18 protein-coding genes and 1 other annotated feature are annotated in these 21,798 nt (G+C 46.2%); of the genes, 2 read left to right on the top strand and 16 right to left on the bottom strand.

Annotated features, from left to right (window positions below; genetic code table 11):
• Positions 1-3: 3 nt before the first annotated feature.
• From ACKA06_RS12640 to ACKA06_RS12615, 6 genes are all read right to left on the bottom strand, one after another.
• Positions 4-1,662, bottom strand: coding sequence for a GspE/PulE family protein (locus tag ACKA06_RS12640; RefSeq protein ID WP_032087477.1), 1,659 nt, complete (start codon positions 1,660-1,662; stop codon positions 4-6).
• Between the two features lie 27 nt (positions 1,663-1,689).
• Entirely contained in the window at positions 1,690-2,802 is a 1,113-nt protein-coding gene (locus ACKA06_RS12635; protein ID WP_411159802.1) for a VanW family protein, read from the bottom strand.
• 19 nt (positions 2,803-2,821) lie between these two features.
• Positions 2,822-3,424: a hypothetical protein gene (locus ACKA06_RS12630; RefSeq protein WP_058297899.1), complete on the bottom strand. Its 603-nt coding sequence runs from the start codon at positions 3,422-3,424 to the stop codon at positions 2,822-2,824.
• Between the two features lie 175 nt (positions 3,425-3,599).
• Positions 3,600-5,312: a sensor domain-containing diguanylate cyclase gene (locus tag ACKA06_RS12625; RefSeq protein ID WP_081941080.1), complete on the bottom strand. Its 1,713-nt coding sequence runs from the start codon at positions 5,310-5,312 to the stop codon at positions 3,600-3,602.
• A gap of 90 nt (positions 5,313-5,402) precedes the next feature.
• Complete coding sequence (locus ACKA06_RS12620; RefSeq protein ID WP_411159801.1) at positions 5,403-6,719, bottom strand: bifunctional folylpolyglutamate synthase/dihydrofolate synthase; 1,317 nt, start codon at positions 6,717-6,719, stop codon at positions 5,403-5,405.
• A 102-nt stretch (positions 6,720-6,821) separates the two neighbouring features.
• Positions 6,822-9,473, bottom strand: coding sequence for a valine--tRNA ligase (locus tag ACKA06_RS12615; protein ID WP_411159800.1), 2,652 nt, complete (start codon positions 9,471-9,473; stop codon positions 6,822-6,824).
• 70 nt (positions 9,474-9,543) lie between these two features.
• Positions 9,544-9,771, bottom strand: a binding site (T-box leader).
• Between the two features lie 161 nt (positions 9,772-9,932).
• Here ACKA06_RS12615 and ACKA06_RS12610 point away from each other — a divergent pair.
• Positions 9,933-10,121 carry a hypothetical protein gene (locus ACKA06_RS12610; protein ID WP_032087449.1) on the top strand — a complete coding sequence of 63 codons (189 nt, stop codon included), beginning with the start codon at positions 9,933-9,935 and terminating at the stop codon, positions 10,119-10,121.
• Positions 10,122-10,156: 35 nt separating this feature from the next.
• Here the strand turns inward: ACKA06_RS12610 and ysxE are convergent, their stop codons facing one another.
• The 8 genes from ysxE to hemA all read right to left on the bottom strand — a co-directional run bounded on the left by ysxE (position 10,157) and on the right by hemA (position 19,302).
• Positions 10,157-11,194 (bottom strand): spore coat protein YsxE, encoded by a 1,038-nt coding sequence (gene ysxE, locus ACKA06_RS12605; protein WP_058297902.1) that lies wholly within the window; start codon positions 11,192-11,194, stop codon positions 10,157-10,159.
• 144 nt (positions 11,195-11,338) lie between these two features.
• A complete protein-coding gene (spoVID, locus tag ACKA06_RS12600; RefSeq protein ID WP_411159799.1) occupies positions 11,339-12,601 on the bottom strand; it encodes a stage VI sporulation protein D in 1,263 nt (420 codons plus the stop codon).
• A gap of 424 nt (positions 12,602-13,025) precedes the next feature.
• On the bottom strand, positions 13,026-14,318 hold the full coding sequence (gene hemL / locus ACKA06_RS12595) for a glutamate-1-semialdehyde 2,1-aminomutase (RefSeq protein ID WP_411159798.1): 1,293 nt from the start codon (positions 14,316-14,318) through the stop codon (positions 13,026-13,028).
• Positions 14,319-14,364: 46 nt separating this feature from the next.
• Positions 14,365-15,339, bottom strand: coding sequence for a porphobilinogen synthase (gene hemB / locus ACKA06_RS12590; RefSeq protein ID WP_058297906.1), 975 nt, complete (start codon positions 15,337-15,339; stop codon positions 14,365-14,367).
• 20 nt (positions 15,340-15,359) lie between these two features.
• A complete protein-coding gene (locus ACKA06_RS12585; RefSeq protein ID WP_197671385.1) occupies positions 15,360-16,151 on the bottom strand; it encodes a uroporphyrinogen-III synthase in 792 nt (263 codons plus the stop codon).
• Entirely contained in the window at positions 16,151-17,083 is a 933-nt protein-coding gene (hemC, locus tag ACKA06_RS12580) for a hydroxymethylbilane synthase (RefSeq protein WP_411159797.1), read from the bottom strand. The genes ACKA06_RS12585 and hemC overlap by 1 nt, the downstream gene beginning before the upstream one ends.
• Before the next feature lie 17 nt (positions 17,084-17,100).
• Positions 17,101-17,934 (bottom strand): cytochrome c biogenesis protein, encoded by an 834-nt coding sequence (locus ACKA06_RS12575; protein ID WP_032087442.1) that lies wholly within the window; start codon positions 17,932-17,934, stop codon positions 17,101-17,103.
• A gap of 15 nt (positions 17,935-17,949) precedes the next feature.
• On the bottom strand, positions 17,950-19,302 hold the full coding sequence (hemA, locus tag ACKA06_RS12570) for a glutamyl-tRNA reductase (protein WP_411159808.1): 1,353 nt from the start codon (positions 19,300-19,302) through the stop codon (positions 17,950-17,952).
• Positions 19,303-19,692: 390 nt separating this feature from the next.
• Between hemA and ACKA06_RS12565 the strand changes: the two genes are divergently transcribed.
• Complete coding sequence (locus ACKA06_RS12565) at positions 19,693-20,178, top strand: LiaI-LiaF-like domain-containing protein (protein WP_032087441.1); 486 nt, start codon at positions 19,693-19,695, stop codon at positions 20,176-20,178.
• Positions 20,179-20,211: 33 nt separating this feature from the next.
• Here the strand turns inward: ACKA06_RS12565 and ACKA06_RS12560 are convergent, their stop codons facing one another.
• Positions 20,212-20,769 (bottom strand): cysteine dioxygenase, encoded by a 558-nt coding sequence (locus tag ACKA06_RS12560; protein WP_032087440.1) that lies wholly within the window; start codon positions 20,767-20,769, stop codon positions 20,212-20,214.
• Between the two features lie 67 nt (positions 20,770-20,836).
• On the bottom strand, positions 20,837-21,760 hold the full coding sequence (locus ACKA06_RS12555) for a DMT family transporter (protein WP_411159796.1): 924 nt from the start codon (positions 21,758-21,760) through the stop codon (positions 20,837-20,839).
• Positions 21,761-21,798: the final 38 nt, after the last annotated feature.

The following is a 21,798-nucleotide window of genomic DNA, read 5'->3' as shown; positions in this document are numbered from 1 at the left end:
TCTTTATTCGATTGCTACCCGCAGGATTTCCTCAGTCGTGGTGATCCCCTGCTTCACTTTCAACAAACCATCGTCCAAAAGGAAAATCGTCTTGGACCTGTGTGCAGCTTCCCTCAGTGTGGACAGCGGTTCGTTGTTCATAATGATTTTCTTCATTTCCTCATTGATGACAAGGACTTCGTGGATGGCAAGCCTGCCTTTGTATCCGGTCATATTACAGGCTGCACATCCTTTTCCGCGGTTGATTTTCTCTACGGTGAGCCCCCTGCGCTTGAAAATATCATATTCCCTTCTCGTCGGGATCTCTTCGACCGCACAGTCGCGGCATACCTTCCGGACGAGGCGCTGGGCCACGATTCCACTTAGGGAGGTCGCCACCAGGAACGGTTCGACGCCCATGTCAATGAGACGGGTCACCGTTGTCAGAGAGTCGTTCGTATGGATCGTGCTCAATACTAGATGACCTGTAAGGGATGCACGGATGGCGACTTCCACGGTTTCTTTATCCCGGATTTCACCGACCATGATAATATTCGGATCCTGGCGGAGAATCGACCGCAGTCCCGTCGCGAACGTCAACCCTACATTTGAATTCACCTGGATCTGATTGATCCCTTCAAGCTGATACTCAACCGGGTCTTCAACGGTGATGATGTTCACTTCTTCACTGTTCAGCTTGTTCAAAGCCGCATACAATGTGGACGACTTCCCCGAGCCCGTCGGCCCTGTAATGAGCACGATGCCCGTCGGCCGGTCGATCAGGGACTGGAATCGTTTCATGTTAAGTGAATTGAAGCCGAGCTGCGTCAGGTCGTTCAGCGAGGAGCTCAAATCAAGGATACGCAATACCATCTTTTCCCCGTAAATCGTTGGTAGCGTCGATACACGGAGATCGATCGGACGGAAATCGATGTTCGTCTTTATCCGTCCATCCTGCGGTACCCTGTGCTCCGTTATATCAAGCTGGGCCATGATCTTGATCCTTGCCGATAGCATGCTCTGCATATGTTTCGGGATCGCCCGCTCTGTCCGGAGGATGCCGTCCACCCGGTATCTGATCAACACCCTCGTCTCCTGCGGATCGATATGGATATCGCTCGCTTTTTGAGTCATCGCGTTCGAAAGGATCTGATTCACCAGCCTGGCAATCGGGGAATCCTGATCCATGATGGTTTCATCCTGTCCGTCCTCGTGATCATTGCCCAACCCTTTCAACTCTTCGAAACTTTCATCCATGTCATAAAATTTATTGATCGACCTCAGGATATCATCTTTGGTCGCAATTGCCGTTTCTATGAAAAATCCGGTGGACAGCCGGAGGTCTTCGATGACATAAAAATCCATCGGGTCCGCCATCGCTACAAACAGCTTGTCCCCTTCTTTTTTCAACGGGATGATCAAGTTCCTCTTTGCCGTGTCCTTCGGTATCAAGTGAAAAAGGTTCTGATCAAACGGATACCGGAACAGGCTGACGTGAGGGATGCCCAATTGAAATTCAAGCACCTCGATCAGCTGCTGCTCTGTGATATATCCTCTTTGGAGAATGGCATCACCGAGTTTTTGATCTTTGCTTTTTTCTTTCAGTGCCTGCTGAAGCTTATCTTCTGTCAGCAGACCTGCTTCGACTAATAAATCACCTAATCGTTTCCGTTCCTGAGCCATTTTCAACCACCTTCTCTTTTACCGCTGTTACTTCATATTGGGATCCGGGATATCCTCCGCGGGGGAAAGCCTGCTTTCGGCATTATCATGTTCCCCTGAATCTGTTTGATCACCCCGGGACTCTTCGGCTCCTCTCGATTGTGATCTGTCCTGTTGACTTGCATCAGGAGCTTCAGTACCGTCATCGGCCTTCCGGCTGGTATCCTGGGTTTCTTTTCCGTCACTGACAGAAGGGCTGACTGCGCTTCCTTCCTGAGTGCCGTCATCCACCCTGCTGTCCATATATTCTTCAAGGCTCACAAGCTCTTCACGGTGCACAGGCGGATAGTAATCACTTGAAATCAATTCTTCCTTCAAGACAGCACCCTTTGAATCCAGTGTAGTCTTCCACACATCAACCTTAATTCCTTTTTCACCTTCCACTTTCACTTTGGTCTGTCCCCGCTTCACATAGGGAGTGTATTGCCTGATCACCCGCGGTTCGACGGTTTGTTTGTCCTGCAGGGTGATTTCCACCTCGTTTGGAAGCTGCGGGCCTTCTAAGACGAAACGGAGCGAATTCCCTTCCATTTTAAAACTGATTATGTATGAAGAGGAGTCAGGATTCGCAAACTTGAAATCCTGATGAAGTTCTTTGTCCACTCTGGCTTCAAATCCGAGCTCTGCATAATCCGGAAGTGAACGCCCGTGATGGCGCTGGACGATCTCAAGGCCGGAATACAGAAGGACTTCGTATAACCCTGTTGAAACCACACTCATTTCTTCAGCGGTCATACTTTCTAGATGCTCGTCTTCCACAAACTTCAGGAGGGAGAAAGATGAAACTGGATTGATATCAATCTCTGGAAAAGAAGATAAGAACTCTTCAAGCCCCGGGGTCACCTTGACGTTCTCTATCGTACTTTCGGCAATGACTACCCTTGGGTAAGTTTCTTTCACGGACATTGCAGCGTCTTCGGAATTAGTGGTACCCTCACGTTCACCTGACACATTCTTTCCGGCAAGTTCCGGAGTGCTGGCCGTCACGTTTTTAGAATCGGCAGCAAGGTCATACAAAAAGGTACCTAAATGTGCCGCGCCAACAAGATAGACTGTGCACAAGACTAAGAAAAAAGATGCGGCATATGTTGTATTTTTCAATGAGGTACCTCCTCCCTGATTATCTGCGTTTTGTTCCTGAAAATAACCGATTATATTCCTCTTCCTCTTCATCCACTACTAAAGGAGCTTCAACAGCCTCGGGCAATCTATCATCAATAAACGGAAGCTCTTCCTCATAAACGGGTGCATCTTCCGCTTCTGGTTCAAAGCGCTTACCTTCCGTCTCTTCCCATTTCAGTTCTTTTATGTAGTCCTGGTGATCTTCTTCAATGAAATCGTCAGAAGATCCTTCTTGTAAGTTGGATTCTGAAACTGTTTCATTGCGAGATCCATAGGCATTATTGACAGTTTCATAGTTTTCAGGTTCATGATGAATGGCGGCGGGGAAAGGAGGCTCTGGGTGAAGTTCAGGATGATGTGCAGTGCTTTCGCTGTGAATTCTCGTCTGTGCTATATAGGCTGAAAGGCCTGTAAGTAAAATCAATATTGCTACTACACTTATAAAAGGCAGAAATTCTTTTCCGATAAGGGCCAGGACGGTTATACAAAAGGAGAGTGATGAGAGCATCACCTTTTGCTTGAGTGTCAGCTTCACAGGAATGAATCTTAGGAAAGGTAGCAGCAGGGCAAATGCTCCTGCTGCAAACAGCAATGTTTTCATCACGATCCTCCTTTAGTCCTTCGTGGGAATCCTACATTTTTCGACTATTACTATTTTATTACACAAACTTTAAAATTGAAACAATTTGATTGCATACGAACAGGGAAAAGTGTCCTCCACTAACAATAAATACAAAAATCCGTCAAAAAAACACCTCCCAGAAAAGGAAGGTGCCTTACTTCACATATTCCGCCACACGATTCCGCCCCGCCTGCTTGGCCCCGGTATAGAGCGCCCGGTCGGCGTGCCGGATCAAGGTCATTGTATCGTCGGCATCATCGGGTGCAGTCGCCACCCCTATGCTTGCGGTGATCCTGACCAATAATTTTCTGTTCGAAGCCTGGAGTGAATCATGGAGGACGAATGGCCTGTTTGCAATTGTCTTCCGCACCCGTTCTGCCAGCCTGAGTGCTTCTGCCCTTTCAGTATCCGGAAGGAGGATGACAAATTCTTCTCCGCCGTACCGGGCTACGGTGCCTTTCTTGCCGATCAGCTTGCATAAGCGGGAGGCAAGTTCGATCAGGATTTCGTTACCACTCTGATGACCGTAGTTATCATTGATGACTTTAAAGTGGTCCAGATCGAGCATGATTAGGGATAAGGAAGTCCTGCCACCTGCTTCCAGTTGATTGAACTCGACTGAAAGCATATCTTCAAAGTAACGATAATTATATAAATTGGTAAGCGCACATCTTTCACTGTTCTGTTTCGTTTGTTCATGATTTCTTGCATTTTGTATGGCGACACCAAAATAGGAGCACAGAATTTCTACAATCATCAATTGGAATTTCTCATATGCGCGTTTTTTCGAAGACGCCAGGAGCAGGATTCCTTCTACTTTATGGCTTCTTACAATCGGTACGCACAAGACGCTTTCCACATCCGGGGGCATATAGCCGTCCACCATATTGTTCCATTCGGATTTTGAATCATAGATGACCGACCTGCCGGATTCCCACACCATACCGCTGATGCCTGATCCCTTTTTAAGGACCGGGAACCTGTGGGCATTTCTCCCTTGCGTTTCAACCCTTTTTAAAAGGATGAGCTCATCATCTTTACAATCCAGGATGTAAGCATATTCCACAGGCAGTGTTTCGATGATTTTTTTCAAAAAGATATCGAGAACTTCATCCGCTTTGAGGCTTTCGGTCAGCTGGTGGCCGATTTCCCCGGCTTTTTGAAGATATTCATTAATTTTTTCCGAGGAATTATACATTTTCAGGATCATTGATAAACTGATGAATGGAATACCGATCAGAAGCGAAGCGAATGGACCGATTTGGAACGTGAGGAAATACAGGGACAGGGACATAGGAAACATGATCATATTCGCTATGAAATCCCATACGAAATCTTTGCTGTAGAATCTGATATCACTTCCAACAATATAATGCTGATACGCCAGGAGGACAAACTGGTTGATCATGATTGATGCAATCTGGTAGGACAATGCCGCAGGCAATATATCAGCTATCGTTCCCGCCCCGACTTCTCCCCCAAGGAGGAAGTAGATCATGCCGCTTGAAACGGACACGATGAAAAACATCAGGGAATTCAAAGGGATCCTGTGCCAATCATTCTTGGCCATCCTGATGCGGAAAAGCAAAGGGATGATAGAGAACTGCATCAGTATGATCTCCACGAATAATCCATACTTCAAAAAACCAACGAGAGTGACCCATTGGATGAAGAAGATGGTCGAACCATTGATGACGATCGGCATGAGCGGAATGAATGTGGCGAACAGCACCAGCGTGAACAGTTCCCAGCCGTTTCCGTCAACATTTTGAGGAGGATAGAATTGATATGTATAATACAATCCTGCAGGCACGATTGCCAGCCATGCAAAAAGCAGCACAAGTTTCTTTTTTAGTGACAACTGCATTCCTATCCTCCTCCATTTTCTTATATCATGTCATTTTATAGTCAAATAGTCACAAGTTTAAGAATATTTTATCAGAGTAAAAGAATAAAGTCACTTGTTTTTTCTAGAATTTTCTAACTTTTGAAGAAGTACAGGTTTTACTTCTGATAAAAAGTAGAGTGAGCCAGTAATGAACAGTACTTCCCCATCATCCATGACGGGCAGCTTTTCATCTAAATATTGCTGCCAGTCCCCCGCTTTCTTCTTTCGGGGATGATCCGATATATCGAAAAGCTCATCCGCACCGGCCACACGCGGAAACGAAAAAGTGGTGAAACATATTTCCGAAGCTGCTTCTTCAAGCAGACTGATCATGTGGTTTAATTCTTTATCCTTCAGAGCTGAAAAGAGGATGGTCACATTCTTCTGGGAATAGCGCTCTGAAATCGTTGCAGCAAGCGCCTTTATCCCTTCAGGATTATGCGCCCCATCCAGGATCACAGCCGGCTTGTCACTTACGACTTCCATCCTGCCCGGCCAGTATGCTTTCTTCAGCCCATTACGAAGAGCGGCATCTGGCACGGTGATTTCACCCTGTGACTGCAATATTGCGGCCGTCTTTACAGCGATTGCAGCATTTTGCACCTGATGGGCCCCCATCATCGAAATTTCTAAATCACTGCTTTCCCCGGATGAAATAAAATGAAATTTTTCTCCCCTGCCTGCAGCAGGTGCCCTCTCTGTGTGAAAGTCTTCTCCCAATTGATAGATACCGCTCCCTTTTTCCTTTGCAGCGTCTGCAATGACCTTTCTTGCAGCATCCTGCGTTACTCCGGAAACGACGGGAACTCCGTCTTTGATGATGCCTGCTTTTTCTGATGATATTTCTTCGATCGTATCCCCTAGGAAGTTCATATGATCCATTCCGATGCTCGTGATCACTGAAACGAGCGGTGTGATCACGTTCGTTGAATCGAGCCTGCCTCCAAGCCCTACCTCAAATAAAACGATATCGGGTTTGACCGTTTCCGCAAAATAAACCATACTCATCGCCGTGATGACTTCAAATTCGGATGGTTCACCCCACTCACTGTCAGCCATTCCTTCTGCAATCGGTTTGACGAGGGACACAAGCGTTACGAGCTCTTCGTCAGGAATGGGAATCCCGTTTACAGAGATACGCTCATTGAACCGTTCAAAATAAGGGGATGTGAACGTTCCGACTGTATAACCTGCATCCTGAAGAATATTCCGAAGATAGGTGACTGTCGATCCCTTCCCGTTCGTCCCTCCGATATGGACGCTCTTTAATTTCTCATGAGGATTCCCAAGTTCTTTTAATAAGTGGTGCATTCGTTGAAGACCGGGCTTTATCCCGAGTCTCAATCTTGCATGAATCCACCCGACCGCTTCCTCATATGTATACATATGTGATTTCACTCCCATCAAAAAAAGGCCGGGGGAAGCCTAGCTGCTTTAGGGGTGCTTCCCTGTACAATTAGACTTCTGCTCCCAAGCCATTTTCAAAATTTATACGGTTTTCAATTCCTTGATTCTTGCTTTGACTGTTGCCTGTTTTTCGAGGTAATCTTTTTCTTTGGCTTTCTCTTCGTCAACTACTTTTTGAGGGGCTTTGCTGACAAACTTTTCGTTATTCAGCTTGCCTTGGACACGTGACACTTCTTTTGTCCATTTCTCAAGTTCTTTTTCAAGGCGGGCGATTTCTTCATCGATGTTGATGAGACCTTGAAGCGGAAGGAATAATTCCACTCCGGTAGCAACCGCGGTCATCGCTTTTTCCGGCGGAGTGATATCCGTGCCCATATCCAATTGCTCAGGGTTACAGAAACGCTCGATGTATCCTTTATTCTTATCCAGGATGTTCAGGACCTTCTCATCCTTCGCTTTCAGGATCAGCTTGATCTGCTTGCTCATCGGCGTGTTCACTTCGGCACGTACATTCCGGACGGCACGGATGATTTCCACAAGGAGCTTCATCTCTTCTGCTGTACCGGCATCCGTCAGGTCCTTGTTTACTTCCGGCCAGGCTGCAACTGTGATCGATTCGCCTTTATGCGGCAGGTTCTGCCATATTTCCTCGGTAATAAACGGCATGAACGGATGCAGAAGTCGCATTGTGTTGTCGAGAACGTACGCCAGGATGGAGCGTGTTGTTTTCTTCGCCGCTTCGTCTTCCCCGTATAAAGGAAGCTTTGCCATTTCGATATACCAGTCACAGAAATCATCCCAGATGAAGTTGTAAAGGATTCTTCCGACTTCGCCGAATTCATAGCGGTCGGCAAGGCGGGTTACACTCTCGATCGTTTCGTTCAGGCGTGTAAGGATCCATTTGTCGGCAACGGATTTTTCACCGCTGAGATCGATTTCTTCATAGGTCATGCCATCCATATTCATCAGTGCAAAACGGGATGCATTCCAGATTTTATTGGCAAAGTTCCAAACGGATTCCACTTTCTCGAATGAGAAACGCAGATCTTGACCAGGTGAACTGCCTGTGGATAAGAAGTAACGAAGTGAATCGGCACCATATTTCTCGATGACATCCATCGGATCGACTCCATTGCCGAGCGATTTACTCATCTTTCGTCCGTCTTCTGCACGGACAAGACCGTGGATGAGGACATCTTTGAATGGACGTTCACCGGTGAACTCAAGTCCTTGGAAAATCATGCGCGATACCCAGAACCCGATGATATCGTAGCCAGTTACGAGCGTGTTCGTCGGATAATATCTTTTGAAATCTTCCGCTTCCGTATCCGGCCAGCCCATTGTTGAGAACGGCCACAGTGCTGAACTGAACCAGGTATCGAGGACGTCGTCTTCCTGGGTCCAGTTTTCACTGTCTGCCGGTGCTTCGTTTCCTACATATACTTCACCGGTTTCCTTTTGATACCATGCCGGGATTCTGTGTCCCCACCATAATTGACGGGAAATACACCAATCGCGGGTATTTTCCATCCAGCGCATATATGAAGTCTCGAAACGGTCGGGTACAAAATTCACTTTTTCCCCTTCTTTATCCTGCAGCTTGACTGCTTCCTGAGCGAGTGGATCCATCTTGACGAACCATTGAGTCGATAGATACGGCTCAACTACCGCTCCGCTTCGCTCGGAGTGTCCTACTGAGTGCATATGCTCTTCAATTTTGAACAGTACGCCAGATTCCTGAAGGTCCTTGACGATCTGTTTGCGGCAATCAAAGCGGTCCATGCCGTTGTATTTGTCTGCCTTTTCATTCATGCTGCCGTCTTCATTCATCACAAGGATGCGTTCAAGATTGTGGCGGTTTCCGATTTCGAAGTCATTTGGATCGTGGGCAGGCGTGATTTTAACCGCCCCTGAACCGAATTCCATATCCACATAATCGTCCCCGACAATCGGGATTTCGCGTCCGACGATTGGGAGGATGACCGTTTTACCAATCAGATGCTTGTATCGGTCGTCTTCCGGATGGACGGCAACAGCCGTATCACCGAGCATCGTTTCAGGACGTGTTGTCGCGATTTCAATATGTCCGCTTCCATCCGATAACGGATACTTCATATGATAGAACGCACCCTGTACATCCTGGTGGATAACCTCGATATCGGATAAAGCGGTCTTCGTCGCGGGATCCCAGTTAATGATGTATTCACCGCGGTAAATCAAACCTTTGTTATAAAGGTCGATGAATACCTTTTGAACGGCATCAGATAAGCCTTCATCCAGCGTAAAACGTTCGCGGCTGTAATCAAGCCCCAGGCCGATTTTCGACCATTGCTTTCGGATGTGCTCCGCGTACTCTTCTTTCCAACTCCATGTTTCTTCAACGAACTTCTCACGGCCAAGGTCATGACGTGAAATACCCTGGCTGCGAAGCTTTTCGTCCACCTTTGCCTGTGTAGCGATCCCTGCATGGTCCATTCCCGGAAGCCATAGGACATCGTAGCCCTGCATGCGCTTCATTCTTGTCAGGATATCTTGAAGTGTGGTATCCCAGGCATGGCCGAGATGGAGCTTCCCTGTTACGTTCGGCGGAGGGATGACGATTGAGTACGGTTCCTTTTCCTTTTCACCTTTCGCTTCAAAAAACTTCCCATCCAGCCACCACTTGTATCTTCCCTGCTCAATGGCGTTGGGATCATATTTCGTCGGCATCGACAATTGATCTTGAGTTTCCATTGTATATCCTCCTTTTAGCTTGTAGGTCATCTAAAAGCATTTTTTTGAACACAAAAAATCCTTCGCCCTGTAAAAGGACGAAGGATTCGTTTCGCGGTACCACCTTTTTTCTCAGAAGTCATACTGTCTCCTGAACTCTCAATGAACAATAACGGCTTTTAACCGGTTTCCACTACTGTTTTCATGGAAACAGCTCTGCAGGCGACCTTCCATCGTCTTCGCTTGGAAAATCTCTCAGCAAACGATTTTCCTCTCTGAAAGCGGGGGGCAATGTACTCTTCCTGTTCAACGCTTTTAAAATATTTATGTAATCATTATAGTATAGGATTCATTGAACTTTCGTCAATCATTATCGCCCATTTTCATAAAAAATATTCTCTTTAAAATGCTTTTCGCACCCTTCCCGACAGAAATCATAAGATAAAGTAGTGAATACACCCAGGAGAGTGAGTGACAACCATGAAGAAATTCAATCAATATACCCTGCAGAAGTGGATGGGCAACGCGCGGCTGATCTGTAAACAGTTCATCGTTCCTTTTACCATCTTTCAAGCAATCCGCACGATTCTGCTTCCGACCACTTTCGATGTCCTTTTATTGACCCTGTTTATCGGAATCGGCCTTGCCATTTACTATGATTGGATTTAAGGACTGACGAAACATGGCGTTCGCCAGTCCTTTTTTTATGTCTCGGCCTCTGCCGCGGCTTCCGCTTCTTCTTTTTTCTTGCGTTCGATTTCGTCGAGGCGCATGACCACATATTCGGTATTTTTCAACAGCCAGTAGTGCCGCTGCAATTTTCTCACCGCTTTACGCTCGTTCCTTTTCGCTTTCGGCGTGTGAAAATATTTTTCAGCCATCGCGATCAATGAGCTGGGATAGGCTAAGTAACACATGAACAGCAGCTTTTCTTCTGTACGGGCAGTAAAATGCTGAAAATACGTTTCCAGCCACTCCACACACTCATCAAAATACTTTGGGTAGGTCTTCAAGGTTCTTGACAGGAACGGAAGCAGATCATGAAAAGGAGAGGCCACCTTTGACCCTTCGAAGTTATTGAAATACCCAAGACCCCTGTCATCATAGAGGAAATGTTCGGTCGATAATTTGCCATGGATGATGACCGTCCTCACTTTTTCAAGGTCTTTTGTGCTTTCATACCATTCGTCGAGTTTATTCCGTGAAAATTTCAATGCTTGTGATGCATCCTTATAATACATACAAAAGTGATATTGAAACGGCGACATATACGTTGTTTTTTCACATTCTTCCACGTATTCATCGAGGAACTGCTGCTCCTTTTCCCACCTGGCAGTAAGCTGTTCGTAGTGAGTTTCCCTTTCTTCTTTATTGATTTTGACATCTTGTGAAGAAATCGTATGGAGCCTGGCAAGTTCGCGGAAGAGCTTTTGATGCCTTTCAAACCGGTCTTCCTTATCCTGATTATTCAGCCAGGGCATTACATAGTACAGTTCACCGTCGTGCCAGACTGCATAACGTCCATCCATGGTCGGATAGATGGGAACAATCCGGTTATACCCCCGCTGGAAAAGGGTTTGGACGTTCCGGACGAAGTCCACCCCCGTCTGGGCGGAGATATGCTTTACAGCGAGCGTTCCCTTATTTGAGTACACTTTGCTGACTTTCCCCGTGTCTTCAACGAAAAAAGGTTCTACCCCGTAAGGCTGAAGAACAGGTTTTAAATGGTCGATCGTCTGCATGATTTTTTGCACCTCCTTTATATGGACACCTTTAAATTTTGTATGTCCATTCCACCCGCAATGCCTAAAGAAAAAAACGGACTGTCCCCAGTAAATTGGTGTCAGTCCTGATACAACGCCGTATTTTATCGTTCTGCTCTTCTGTTATGCCTTGAACACCGGATCTTCATTCGGGATGTAAAGAACCTGGCCGCTGTAAACATCCTGGTTCGCTTCCAGATGATTGACCCGCAGCAGCTGGGCAATGGTCAAATCATATTTTTCTGCGATCTGGTCGAGCGTTTCCCCTTCTTGTACTATGCACACCCTAAGCATCGCGGCACGTTCCTCTTCTTTGCGGGCGAAGAAATCAGTCAATGAAATCGATTCATATTTCTTTCCTTTGACTTTTTTCTTCTTCGCAGTCGGCTCTTCCTCCACTTCTTCTTCCATCGAAGAGGATTCTTCTTCCTCTTCCACTTCTTGAACTGGCTCCTGCTTCTGCATATTCATTTGTTCACTGGCAGGCTGTGGCTGAGGGACTTCCTGCTCCTGAGAGGATTCACTCAATTCATGTTCTGGAAGTTCAAACACATTCTCCTTCCTGAAGTAGCTCTCTTCCTGTGCAGAGTGGGAATCGTACTGGATATGGACAGGAATCTCGTCTTCTTCCTCAGCAGGCGGTGTTCTCCCTTCAAGGGTGAACGGCTGATAATCATCTTCAGGGGATTCACTGATGTCATCTGCTGATTCAACTTCAGTGTTTTCATAGCCATGGTCGTCTTGATCGGCATCTTCCCCATATGAGACATGTACCTCTTCCTGATCATATGATTCATCATTATCCCGGTCATAGTATTGGGGGCTTTCCGCTTCAGCTTCAGCTTCAGCTTCCGCTTCCTCTGCAGGAGCATCTGCAAAAGCCGTTGAACGATGGAGCGGGGCGTAAAGTTCCTCCTCCTTGTATTCCACTTCAAGAGGTGTATGGGTCTGCTGCTCTCCGTATATTCCGGTAATGGTCAAATCGGCATTCAATTTCAAGCAGGCATTTTCAGGCACAACGTAGTCGAATGACTCGACGAACACATCAATTTCCCCTAAATTGGCAATTCTGTTTTTAGGGATGGTGACATCGACCGGGAATCGGTGGACAAACTCATTCTCCCCTTTTTCCCTTTTTTCAACGATCTGAACGAATTTACCGCTCGCTTCAAATTCGTCTACACCTTCTTCATCCCGCAGTGTTGTAGGCAGATATTCACCTGAAAGATCCAGGGTCCCCCGGATGAGTACATATTGTTCTTGTTCTTGTATCGTTATATGTGGATCTAAGGAGATGGATAGCAGTTCTTCAACTTCCTGTCCTTTTTTGAACCAAATTGATTCTTCCAAAGAAAATCGCAGGCACGATTGTTGATCTTGTGACAAAGAAATTCCTCCTTTCAAGTTCCAAACCTAAGAAATATATGACAATGTCATTATCACTTTATGAAACGTAAAGGAGAAATATGATAGAGAAGTAGAAGTTTTAAAAAATTGAGTGTCTTCATTACATTGAGTTTGCTTTGAATTTCGGTATTGATTTCCGTGCATGACTTCGCTTTCCGCGGGTAGCCCGTGAGCCTCCTCGTCACTCCGTTCCTGCGGGGTCTCACATTGGCTACTCTTCCCGCAGGAGTCTTCGTCATGCACTCCAATCAATACCTGGATAGTCCATTTACAAACAAAGCCATTTCATTCATGTAAAAATCATTCAAATAATATTTTTCATAGTGGCTTACTCCATCTTTTCTGTTCGTTGTCTTAAATCAAAAAGCCGACCTTCTTAAAAAAGGCCGGCTTTCTCATATCATTACTGCTTACTAATTTTCTCAAATGCTTTTTCTGCTGCATTGATTGTGTTGGTGATGTCTTCGTCGCTGTGGGCAGTGGATAGGAATAGTCCTTCGAATTGGGAAGGCGGCAGGAATACTCCTTCGTTTGCCATCTCGCGGTAATACTGAGCGAACATTTCTAAGTCAGAGGATTTTGCCCCTTCGTAATTCTTGACTTCTTCGTTCGTGAAGAAAAGTCCGACCATGGAGCCTGCACGGTTAATGGTATGAGGGATGCCGTGTTTCTCTGCGGCTCTCTTCAAGCCATCCTCAAGAAGGTCGGCTTTGCGGCCGAATTCTTCATAGCTCTCAGGCGTCAATTGGCTGAGTGTCTCATAACCGGCCGTCATTGCCAGCGGATTACCTGACAGGGTTCCCGCTTGATAGATCGGGCCGCTCGGAGCGATCCTTTCCATAATCTCGGCTTTACCGCCGTAAGCCCCTACAGGCAAGCCTCCGCCAATCACTTTCCCCAGGCAGGTCAGGTCAGGAGTCACATTGAAATATCCTTGCGCACAACCGTATCCTACGCGGAATCCTGTCATGACTTCATCGAAAATCAGCAGGGAACCGTTTTGTTCGGTGATTTCACGAAGACCTTCAAGGAATCCCGGTTGAGGAGGGACGACTCCCATATTCCCTGCAACCGGTTCAACGATCACACCGGCAATATCATCGCCATATTGTTCGAATGCATAACGGATGCTTTCAAGGTCGTTGTATGGGACGGTGATCGTATTTTTTGCGACTCCTTCAGGCACTCCCGGGCTGTCGGGCAGTCCGAGTGTCGCCACTCCCGATCCCGCTTTAATCAAGAGGGAATCCCCGTGTCCATGGTAGCAGCCTTCGAACTTGATGATTTTGTTGCGTCCGGTATACCCGCGTGCAAGACGGAGGGCACTCATTGTCGCTTCCGTCCCTGAAGATACCATGCGGACGATTTCAATGCTCGGTACACGGTCGATCACCAGTTGAGCCAGTTTATTTTCAATTTCTGTCGGTGCTCCGAAGCTTGTCCCGCTTTCAGCCACCTTTTTGATTGCTTCCACTACACGGTCATTGCTGTGACCAAGGATAAGCGGCCCCCATGACAGGACATAGTCGATATACTCATTACCGTCGATGTCATAGATCTTGGAGCCTTTGCCCCTTTCCATGAAAATGGGATCCATATTGACCGATTTGAACGCGCGGACTGGGCTGTTTACGCCGCCCGGCATTAACTTCTTTGCTTCTTTGAACGCTTCTTGTGATTTTTCGTATGAACGCAAGACCATTCTCCTCCTTTAGAAAATATGGGGATGTTGAACTTTTTTCTTACGACAGCCAGCCTGCCACGTCTTTTGCAAAATACGTAATGATCAGGTCTGCGCCTGCACGCTTCATGCTTGTCAGCTTTTCCATCACGATTTCCTGCTCATTGATCCAGCCGTTTTCTGCTGCGGCTTTGACCATGCTGTATTCTCCACTTACATTATAGGCAACAACAGGTGCGTTGAAACGGTCCTTTACTTCCCTCATGATATCCATGTAGGAGAGAGCCGGTTTGACGATCAGGAAGTCCGCTCCTTCTTCAATATCGGACTGGGCTTCTCGCAATGCTTCCAGACGGTTTGCCGGATCCATTTGATACGTCCTTCTGTCCCCGAATTGAGGAGTCGAATGAGCTGCATCACGGAAGGGTCCGTAAAAGCTTGAAGAGTACTTCACTGCGTACGACATGATCGGTACATCCGTAAATCCTGCTTCATCCAGGCCGTGGCGGATGGCTGCGACGAACCCGTCCATCATATTGGAAGGTGCGATGATATCCGCTCCCGCTTCCGCCTGGCTTACGGCTGTTTTTGCAAGCAGGTCAAGAGTCGGGTCATTCAGGATTTTTCCATCCTTCACAATTCCACAGTGACCGTGGCTCGTGTACTGGCAAAGGCAGGTATCCGCTACGACGACCATCTCGGGGTAGAGCTCTTTCACGAAACGGGTAGCCCTCTGCACGATTCCATGTTCATGATAAGCCTGTTTCCCGAGCTCATCTTTTTCGGCAGGGACACCGAACAAGATGATTGATTTGATGCCGAGTGAAGCAATCTCATCCATTTCTGCCTTCAGGTTGTCCATGGAAATATGGAACACACCCGGCATGGATGGAACAGCTTTCCGGATATTTTCCCCTTCAACAACGAATAAAGGATAAATCAAATCTTCTTTTCTAAGATGCGTTTCCCTTACTAACGCACGCATATTTTCTGATTGTCTTAAACGTCGATGACGATTGAATGTTAGATCTTTCATTTATAATACCTCCGGTGTAATCATAATTGATCGCTGGCTGCAGCATACTGAATCATTTCTGATACCATTTCATCTACAGTATACGTGTTTGGACAGATTTTTACATGTAATCCGTACTTTTCAGCCGTCTTTCTGGTCAACGGACCGATACACGCAGCTGGAAGATTCAGGACCGCGCTCTGGAGAGAATACGTATCGATCACCTGCATGAAGTGATGGACGGTCGAAGAGCTGGTAAAGGTAAGGATGTCAACGCTTCTTTCTTCTATGACGTTTTTCAACTTTTCAATGCTCTCCTCCGGGAGGATCGTTTCATAAACAATCCACTCATCACAGTGAACCCCCGCGCCGTTCAATTCTTTGGCAATGACGTCCCTGGCGAGATTCCCTTTCGGAACAAGCACTTTTCCAGCTGGTTCTTTTTCAGAAAGGAACTGGCGTGCAAAATCATCCCCTGTAAAGTCATCCGGTACAAATGATACAGGGAGCCCCCGTTTTTCACAGTACCTTTCCGTTTTGGTCCCTACTGCTGCAAACTTGGCAGAAAGCGAGGATAAGGGTATATCGTTCTCCTTAAGACGGTCGATAAAAAAGTCCGCTCCATTTTTACTGGTGAAGACGATCCATTCGTAATTATGTATGGAAGACAGGTATGAATCCTTTCGTGGATCATCATACGGTTTAAATTCCAGGAGCGGGATCACAACCGGAAGTCCCCCGTATCCTTCAATAAGGGAGCCGAAATCCCCGGCTCCCTCTCTTCCCCTGGTGATGAGCACCTTTATTCCCTCTAAAGGCTTTTCACCGTTCATTATTTGTCAAGCTCCTCTTTCACGCTGTCAATCAGTGCTTTGGCACCAAGCTCCGTCAAGCTTTCAGCGACTTTCTCACCGACCGTTTGAGGGTCTGGGCCTGTCATGTATTCTTTGTAGATCGTCCCGCCGTCCGGGGATGCCACAAGACCTGTCAGCGCGACTTCACCACTCTCTTTCAACTCAGCGTACCCGGCAATCGGCACCTGGCATCCGCCTTCCATTTTATGAAGGAATGCTCTTTCTGCAGTCACTGTCTTCGTTGTCTCTTCGTCAGAGAAGCGGTGCAGGAGATCCCTCAGTTCTTTATCATCTTCTCGGCACTCAATCGAAAGTGCCCCCTGGCCGACAGCCGGCAGGCAGAGGTCGGGATCGAGGAATTCGGTCACGACATCGCTTGTCCAGCCCATGCGGGAAAGCCCTGCCGCAGCGAGGATGATGGCATCATAGTCTTCGTTCTGAAGCTTTGAAAGACGTGTATCGATATTACCGCGGATCCATTTGATTTCAAGATCCGGACGCACGGACAGGATCTGTGCCCCTCTTCGCAGACTGCTCGTCCCGACGACAGCCCCTGAAGGAAGATCCTTCAGTGCCACATGATTTTTACTGATGAACGCATCACGGTGATCTTCACGCTCTGGTATACATCCGATCGTCAGCCCTTCAGGCAGTACAGCGGGCATATCCTTCATGCTGTGCACGGCCATATCGATTTCTTTATCGAGCATCGCCTGTTCGATTTCTTTAACGAAAAGACCTTTCCCGCCGACTTTAGAAAGTGTGACGTCAAGGATTTGGTCGCCTTTTGTCACGATTTCTTTTACCTCGAAATCATAAGAGGGATCGATTGCCTTCAACTGATCGATCACCCAATTCGTTTGTGTGAGTGCTAATTTACTTCGTCTGGATCCTACAATGATTTTTCTCATGATTACCTCCTGAAAGCTTATGAATACCAGAAATGGAAGGATGAAAGCCGGCTTCCCAAGAAGAAATTGATCAAGATGATCAAGAAAGCAGCGGCATTCAACATCGCCAGTGATTTACCGAATACGTTCTTCTTGATTCTGAGATATAAGTAAATGCTGTATAAAATTAATAGAATGAATGATCCTATAATTTTCGGGTCATACAAAATGAAGTTTGGTAATTTAATAAATGCCCACTGCATACCAAGTATCAGACTGAGCAGGAGCATCGCAACGCCGATCGCATTCAAGATATACGACATCTTTTCAAGTTTGGACAAATCGCTGATCCTCCATAATCTCTGTCCCCACTTTTTTTCTTTCAGCAGCTTGAACTGCAATAAGTAGAGGAGTGAGAACACAAAGGACAGTGAAAACGCCCCGTACGAAAGGATGGCCATCGTAATATGGATCAGGAGCAGTTCAGAAACCAGCTGCTCCGCCATCGCACGCGATTCTACCTGAACGGGCGCGAACGTGTGGATGGCCATGATGATGAACCCCAGTACATTTGTGAAAAACACGGTGAAATCAACCCGCAGCAGCCGGTTGATCACCAATGACAGTGTAATCAATACCCAGGCATAAAAATAAAGCCCCTCAAAAATGGTGAGGACGGGAAATCTCCCGGTATCGATCATGTACAGAAATAAAAAAATTGTTTGAAGGACCCAAACAATTGCAAGTAACCAGAAGGCAAAGAGGTTTGCCTTCCGGTTTTTGTTTAAGAAATCTATAAAGTAAAACAGGATACTAATAGCATACAGAACAATCATCAGTTCGTGCAGCCTAGTCATCGTTTGTTCAAACATAGACAATAACCTCACTTATGCATGAAAAGAAGGTTGTGGAGTGAAGTTCGTTTTGCCGTCACTCTTTTCATTGGCTGCTTTCAGTTGTGTCTGTTCCTGCACTTGTTTTTCAATGTTGAAGATTGAAACGAATAAGTCCAGTTTATCTTCTGCATCAGGCAGGGCAGCAAGTTCTTTTGCTTGTGAAATCGGGTCTTTCAGCAATTGATTGATGATGCTCTTTGTATGTTTGCTGAGGACTTTCCTCTCCCGGTCGGTCAGGTTCGGCATTTTACGTTCGATGCTTTCCATAGTTTCCGACTGGATCGAAAGTGCTTTTTGTCTGAGTGCCGAGATGACTGGTACCACTCCGAGCATATTCAACCAGTCTTTGAACGCGACAATTTCAGCTTCGATCATCAATTCGATCTGCTCAGCTGCTTTTCTGCGTTCAGCCAGATTGGCTTCGACGATACCTTCAAGGTCATCGATGTCATAAAGGAAGACACTTTCCAGTTCACCTATGGATGGATCCAGGTCACGCGGAACAGCGATATCCACCATGAAGAGCGGACGTCCTTTTCTCATGCGCTCCACGTAAGACATCGTTTCTTTGGAAATGACAAAGTCCTTCGACCCGGTGGAACTGATCAGGATATCTGCTTCGGTCAGTGCACAGTTAAGTTCCTGCAGGGTCTTCGCTTTCCCTTCGAAACGTCCGGCAAGCGCCTCGGCTTTTTCGAATGTACGATTGATGACCGTAACCTTCGTAGCACCGCTGCCATGAAGATTCTTTATGGCAAGTTCCCCCATCTTTCCTGCCCCAAGGATGAGGACATGTTTTTTTTCAAGGCTGCCGAATACCTTTTTGGCAAGCTCGACCGCTGCATAGCTGACGGATACGGCATTCGAGCCGATTTCCGTTTCAGAGTGGGCTTTTTTAGCCACTGTCACAGCCTGCTTGAACAAGTGATTGAACACCGTCCCGGTTGTCCCCGCCTCCTGTGCAGTCAAGAAGCTTGTACGGATCTGGCCCAGTATCTGCGTTTCACCAAGGACCATTGAATTAAGACCGCAGGACACTTTAAAAAGGTGTTCGACCGCTCCTTCCTGTTCATAGATGAACAAGTACGGGGTGAACTCCTCTTTATCAATATCAAACCATTGTGCTAAAAAATCTTTTATATAATAACGACCTGTGTGAAGCTGATCGACTACTGCATATACTTCCGTTCTATTACAAGTGGAAACAATCACATTCTCAAGAATGCTTTTCTTTTCCTTTAATTGCCTCATGGCAAATGGAAGATCAGTTTCATTGAATGATAAACGTTCGCGTATCTCAACAGGGGCCGTTTTATAATTCAAACCAACGACAATTGTATACATGCTACGCATTACACCCCCAATAAAATCATTACCCTTATTATAACATGTCCGTCTGAGTCCTTTGTCCGTAAATGTGAACAGAAATTGAAACCTGGCTGTGATATGATGTACCATATAAAAATCAACGATTGTGTTGATCAATAAACAGAGCATCAATGTAAACCGTTTCATTTCTTTCAATTTTCGACATTTCCTACTAATGTAGGTTATCAAAACAAGCTGAAAGAATCAAGTAATGGAAACGATTCACACCAATACATCGGATTTACATACGCTTTATATCATTTTTCCTAATTCCTGCGAAAATAAACCTATTTACTCACTCTCAAATCAGCGGATTATGATTTACTTACTTCATTGCAATTTACAACTCATTTCTGGAGGTCGGTCATGAAACAGCAACGAATTTTTCCGGGATTCATATTGATTGGTTTCGGACTTTATTTCTATCTGCAGCAGAAGAACATCGTATTATTCCAGGATTTCTTCACATGGCCCACGCTGCTCGTGATCGTCGGTGTCGCTTTCCTGGCACAGGGGTACGGTGCACGCGATTATGAAGCGATCCTGCCGGGCACCATCCTTGTCGGGTTCGGGGTGCATTTTCATGTTGTCAACAAGTTTGAGATATGGCCGGACCATATGGGGACTTTCATCCTGATCATTTCATTGGGATTCCTGCTCCGGCATCAGAAAACGGGGAATGGACTGTTTCAAGGGATTCTCTTTCTCTCTTTGGCTGTCATTCTATTATTCTCCGATAAAGTGACGGGGTATCTCGGTTTGATTGAAGGAAGGGTCGGATCCGCGTGGGAATTCTGGCCGATCGTCATCATCCTCATCGGCGCTTATCTTTTATTCATAAGAAAAAAATAGAGCAGGACTGAGGCGACGATCATCATTGTCGCCTCAGTCCTGCTCAAAGGTTATTTCCTTAAGTTTCTGCCTTTGATGATCAGGCCACCATGCTCCGCAGTCTTCTGATACAATACATGCAGCGCATTTCTTTAAATCATATACCTTCATCCCTTGTATTGGGGGAGAATACAAATGAAGGGTGACAAGAGAATCAGCTCCTTCCCTCTTCATTTTGTGAACCCCATACTTCGGAGCAAAGAAAAACGCTCCCTTATGATGGATTTTATCAAACAATTGTTTAGGCAGTTGGCCATCTTCCACTTTATAGACCGTGTTCATCGAATTACCCTCCATCACTTGAATCCATCCTTTTGAAAGTCCATGGTCATGAGGTGCACATTCTATATCAGACCAATTCATGACGAGAAGTTCCACCTGGTCATTTTGATATAAAAGTCTGCGGTAATAAGGCTGGCCCTCCGGAGTCTGGAGGAAGGGTACCAGCTCCTCATATTCTATTTCCAGTGTTTCCAATGCATTCCTCAACTCTTGTGCAGATGGAGATGATAGTCCGTCCAATATTTTCTTGATCCGCTCATAAAATGTCATGAACATTCTCCCTTTCCATTTGTTTTTAAAGGGCGGCACTCCGCCCTCAAGCCTTGCTTTTCTTCACTTATTTTCTTTTCCATAGAAATCGTTGAAAAAGTGACACTGTTTGTCCATTCACCATGGTTATACCGAGGATGATGATGACCCCTCCCAGAATACTGGCAAACATAATCTTCTCATGAAGAAGGATGATAGCTGCAATGAGCGTTACCAGAGGTTCAAGGTAAAGGAACATTGACACCTTGGAAGCATCCATCATTTCAAGCGCCTTCCCCCAATACCAATATCCGATGCCTGAGACAAATACGCCGAGAAACAAGATATGAGCCCATTCTACCTGAGACAATAGCATCAGGTTTTCCCATCCCCTGTTCCTGATCATGAACGGAAGGGTCAGGAAACACCCTGTCATGCTCATATAAAAGGTGACGAGAAGAGAAGGGAGAGGAATACTCAACCTTTTCAGCAAAACGGAATATACCGCCCAATTCAACGTACTGAGAAGCATCAAGACATACCCGATGCTTATCGAGAAATTAACACCCTTCCCGCTGCCGGCACCCGTCACCATCAACACTCCGGCAATGGCCAGGATCATGCCTGCGGTGCGGAAGGGAGTCATTTTTTCATGTAAAAAAATCACGGAAAGAATGACCGTGAAAACAGGTGAGAAGGATATCATCCAGCCTGCCGCAGATGCATCAATGGTGATCAAAGCGGTTGCTTGAATGACCTGATGAACGAATACTCCTAGTACAGCAAGAACAATCAGCTGGGGCGCATAGCGGAGGGGTAATGTAAGCGGGTATCGTTTTACCACCAGTATTGTCAAAAGAAACAGTGCACCAATTGCAAACCTGAGTACGAGAAGCGTATAGGGGTCGATCTTATCAACCACCGCCTTGGTAGATACAAATGAGATTCCCCAAAAACTGATGGACATGGCAGCGTATATCGAAGCCGCCACGGTTGCCTTATTCTTGCTCATATATCCATGTATTCCTTTCTGTGCTTTCTACCATAATA

It is taken from the genome of Rossellomorea oryzaecorticis (assembly GCF_045897515.1).
Classification (GTDB): Bacteria; Bacillota; Bacilli; order Bacillales; family Bacillaceae_B; genus Rossellomorea; species Rossellomorea enclensis.
Note: the sequence above shows the minus strand (reverse complement) of the source record. Positions and strands in the feature narration are given on the sequence as shown.

Bases quoted from the DNA above. Each gene is read 5' to 3' on its own strand.
- ACKA06_RS12640 (WP_032087477.1), bottom strand. From the start codon at position 1,662: ATGGCTCAGGAACGGAAACGATTAGGTGATTTATTAGTCGAAGCAGGT.
- ACKA06_RS12630 (WP_058297899.1), bottom strand. From the start codon at position 3,424: ATGAAAACATTGCTGTTTGCAGCAGGAGCATTTGCCCTGCTGCTACCT.
- ACKA06_RS12625 (WP_081941080.1), bottom strand. From the start codon at position 5,312: ATGCAGTTGTCACTAAAAAAGAAACTTGTGCTGCTTTTTGCATGGCTG.
- ACKA06_RS12620 (WP_411159801.1), bottom strand. From the start codon at position 6,719: ATGTATACATATGAGGAAGCGGTCGGGTGGATTCATGCAAGATTGAGA.
- ACKA06_RS12615 (WP_411159800.1), bottom strand. From the start codon at position 9,473: ATGGAAACTCAAGATCAATTGTCGATGCCGACGAAATATGATCCCAAC.
- ACKA06_RS12610 (WP_032087449.1), top strand. From the start codon at position 9,933: ATGAAGAAATTCAATCAATATACCCTGCAGAAGTGGATGGGCAACGCG.
- ysxE (WP_058297902.1), bottom strand. From the start codon at position 11,194: ATGCAGACGATCGACCATTTAAAACCTGTTCTTCAGCCTTACGGGGTA.
- hemB (WP_058297906.1), bottom strand. From the start codon at position 15,339: ATGAAAGATCTAACATTCAATCGTCATCGACGTTTAAGACAATCAGAA.
- ACKA06_RS12585 (WP_197671385.1), bottom strand. From the start codon at position 16,151: ATGAACGGTGAAAAGCCTTTAGAGGGAATAAAGGTGCTCATCACCAGG.
- hemC (WP_411159797.1), bottom strand. From the start codon at position 17,083: ATGAGAAAAATCATTGTAGGATCCAGACGAAGTAAATTAGCACTCACA.
- ACKA06_RS12575 (WP_032087442.1), bottom strand. From the start codon at position 17,934: ATGTTTGAACAAACGATGACTAGGCTGCACGAACTGATGATTGTTCTG.
- hemA (WP_411159808.1), bottom strand. From the start codon at position 19,302: ATGTATACAATTGTCGTTGGTTTGAATTATAAAACGGCCCCTGTTGAG.
- ACKA06_RS12565 (WP_032087441.1), top strand. From the start codon at position 19,693: ATGAAACAGCAACGAATTTTTCCGGGATTCATATTGATTGGTTTCGGA.
- ACKA06_RS12560 (WP_032087440.1), bottom strand. From the start codon at position 20,769: ATGACATTTTATGAGCGGATCAAGAAAATATTGGACGGACTATCATCT.
- ACKA06_RS12555 (WP_411159796.1), bottom strand. From the start codon at position 21,760: ATGAGCAAGAATAAGGCAACCGTGGCGGCTTCGATATACGCTGCCATG.